The 2,666-nt window shown below is 66.8% G+C and carries 3 protein-coding genes; 1 reads left to right on the top strand and 2 read right to left on the bottom strand.

The window, feature by feature from the left end; genetic code table 11:
* Positions 1 to 533 (bottom strand): thioesterase family protein (locus JYJ84_RS33635; protein ID WP_205190055.1); only part of this gene is annotated, 533 nt, incomplete at its 3' end.
* Between the two features lie 273 nt (positions 534 to 806).
* Between JYJ84_RS33635 and JYJ84_RS33630 the strand changes: the two genes are divergently transcribed.
* On the top strand, positions 807 to 1,937 hold the full coding sequence (locus JYJ84_RS33630) for a porin (protein WP_122949356.1): 1,131 nt from the start codon (positions 807 to 809) through the stop codon (positions 1,935 to 1,937).
* A 231-nt stretch (positions 1,938 to 2,168) separates the two neighbouring features.
* Here the strand turns inward: JYJ84_RS33630 and JYJ84_RS33625 are convergent.
* The coding region (locus tag JYJ84_RS33625; protein WP_205190054.1) for an acetate--CoA ligase family protein at positions 2,169 to 2,666 on the bottom strand (498 nt) is incomplete at its 5' end.

Below are 2,666 nucleotides of genomic sequence, written 5' to 3'. Positions count from 1 at the left end.
GCATGCGGCTCGTGCGGCGCGCGCGCATGTTCGGCGTGAATCGCGTCGAGATGCCGGCGCATCGCGGCAGGGAATGGCGCTGAGCGCTTCGCGCGCATGTCGACGTGGGTCAGCAGTTGCTCGCCGGTCGCGAGCTGCGCGCCCGTCGTCGCGTGATGCATCGAATGGAACACGTGCAGCCGCCGGTCGTCCAGGTCGAGCAGCCGCACCGTGAGCCTGAGCGGTTCGCCGAGCATCGCTTCGCGCAGGTGGCGGATGTGCGTTTCCGCCGAGTAGATCGAGCAGCCGGCCTCGCGATAGTCGTCGTCGATGCCGAAGTAGCGGAAGAACGCATCGCTGCTGTCGCCGAACACGAGCAGATAGCACGATTCGCTCATGTGGCCGTTGTAGTCGACCCACTCGGGCTGCACGGTGCAGCGATGCAGTTCGAGCGGCGTCGCGATCGGCGCGGCCGGGTCGTACGGGCGCGACTTCTGTCCTTCGTAGGCCGAGCGCAGGCGCGGCTCGGCGGCGGGGCTGAGGGTGGTCGTCATCCAGTGCACTCCGAGGTTCGGAACGGGCCCGCACGTCGTCCGCGGGGGCTGCCGGTCGATGTTATGACGGGTTGAACGTTTTTTCAATAAAGATATCGCCGATGCGTGTAAACACCGGTGCCGATTCGTCTCGCAATCGATTGAACATTCATTCAACGAAACCTATACTCGCCAGCGCCGCGATGCCGAAGCGAAGCAGGGCGGGCGGCGCATCTGCACGATACGCACAACGAAAAATCGATCCGCCTCGCGCGGAAACCGGAGACACCGAAAATGAAGAAGCGCTTCCTGCTGGCCGGCATGATGTCGGTGATGGTCCACGGCTATGCACACGCCCAGAGCAGCGTATCGCTGTACGGGATCATCGACGGCGGCATCACCTACGTGAACAATACGGGCGGCGGGCATGCGTACCTGTTCGACGACGGCGTGTCGTACGGTAACCGCGTCGGCCTGATGGGCACCGAGGATCTCGGCGGCGGCAACAAGGCCGTATTCAAGCTCGAGAACGGTTTCCGGCTCGGCACCGGCAAGCTGAACCAGGGCGGCGCGATGTTCGGGCGGCAGGCGTACGTGGGGCTCGGCAACGACTGGGGCACGCTGACGTTCGGCAACCAGTACGACTTCGCATTCGATTTCACCGCGAACTACAACGTCAGCGCGTTCGGCAGCGGCTACGGCGTGCACCTCGGCGATTTCGACCGCCAGAGCGGCGACCGGCTGCAGAACGCGGTGAAGTTCGTCAGCAACGCCTTTCACGGGCTCGTGGTCGGCGGCATGTATTCGTTCAGCAACGATGCGGGCAGCTTCCACGACGGCAGTGCGTGGAGCCTGGGCGCGAGCTACACGCACGGCGATTTCTCGGCAGGCGGCAACTACACGCGGCTCAACGCGCCGCGCCGGCTCGCGGCGCTCGATCCGTATGCGCAGATGGGTGTGAGGACGATGCTCGGACAGACGGTCGCGACCGTCGATCCGGCGACGGGCGCCGTCACCGACCTGCACGACTCGACGCCGTTCTCGATCGACTCGCAGTCGATCTTCGGGATCGGCGCGTCGTACACGCTCGGCAAGCTGACGCTCAACGCGGATTTCAGCAACACGACGTTCAAGGGCTACGGGCAATCGTCGACGATGCGCGTGTACGAGGCGGGTGGCGTGTACCAGGCCACCGCGCCGCTGTCGCTCGTCGCGGGCTACCAGTACACGACGTTCGAAGGCCATCACTGGCACGAAGTCGCGCTCGGTACGCATTACGCGCTGTCCAAGCGCACCGACGTGTATGCGGCCGTCGACTGGATGCGCGCGTCGAACGGCGTCGATGCGGTGATCGGCTACAGTTTCACGCCGTCGACGAGCCGCACGCAGGCCGCCGCGCGTATCGGCATGCGGCACAACTTCTGATCGTTTCTCCTGTATGGGCCGGGCAGGGCCGGCCCCGTCGACCCGGCCCGGGCCTGCGTCGAACGGTGACGTCGTCGCCGCGCTGCGCGAGGCGCCCGGCGACGATTGCGTGAGCACAGTCGGCGCGATCGGGCGAGCGTCATTGAACGAATCGCGGCGCGGCACCTCGCACACGGCCGCGCACGGTTGCCGCCGGTCCGCTCGGGCGATGCATGAGCGGGCCGGCGGGTGTCAGGTGTCGAGCCTCACCAGCGCATCGACGGCCACCGCACCGCGTTCCATCACCAGCAACGGATTGACGTCGAGCTCGACCAGCGTGTCGGCATGCGCCTGTGCGAAGCGTGCGATCGCCATCACGTTTGCCACCACCGCATCGAGATCGGCCTTCGGCCGTCCGCGATAGCCGGTCAGCAGCGGGCCGAGCTTCAGCCCGAGCAGGGCGTCGCGCACGTCGCTTTCGCGCACCGGCAACAGCAGCGTCGCGGTGTCGCGGATCAGCTCGACCAGCACGCCGCCGGTGCCGAGCACGAGCGCGAGGCCGAAATTCGGCTCGCGCTTCACGCCGACGATCAGTTCGAGCAGCGGCGCGTCGGCCATCTTCTCGACGAGGATGCGCTCGACGGGCACGTCCGGCGCGTAGTGCGCGACCTGTTCGGTCATCCGCTCGACCGCGGCGGCGACGGCTTCGGGCGACGCGAGCTTCAGCGCGACCGCGCCGGCCTCGGTCTT

Origin of the sequence: Burkholderia sp. LMG 13014, assembly GCF_905232215.1 — a bacterium.
Taxonomy (GTDB): Bacteria; Pseudomonadota; Gammaproteobacteria; order Burkholderiales; family Burkholderiaceae; genus Burkholderia.
This window is presented reverse-complemented; position numbering and strand designations above follow the sequence as displayed.

Excerpts from the sequence above, each read along its gene's own strand:
- JYJ84_RS33630 (WP_122949356.1), top strand. The coding sequence starts at position 807 with ATGAAGAAGCGCTTCCTGCTGGCCGGCATGATGTCGGTGATGGTCCAC.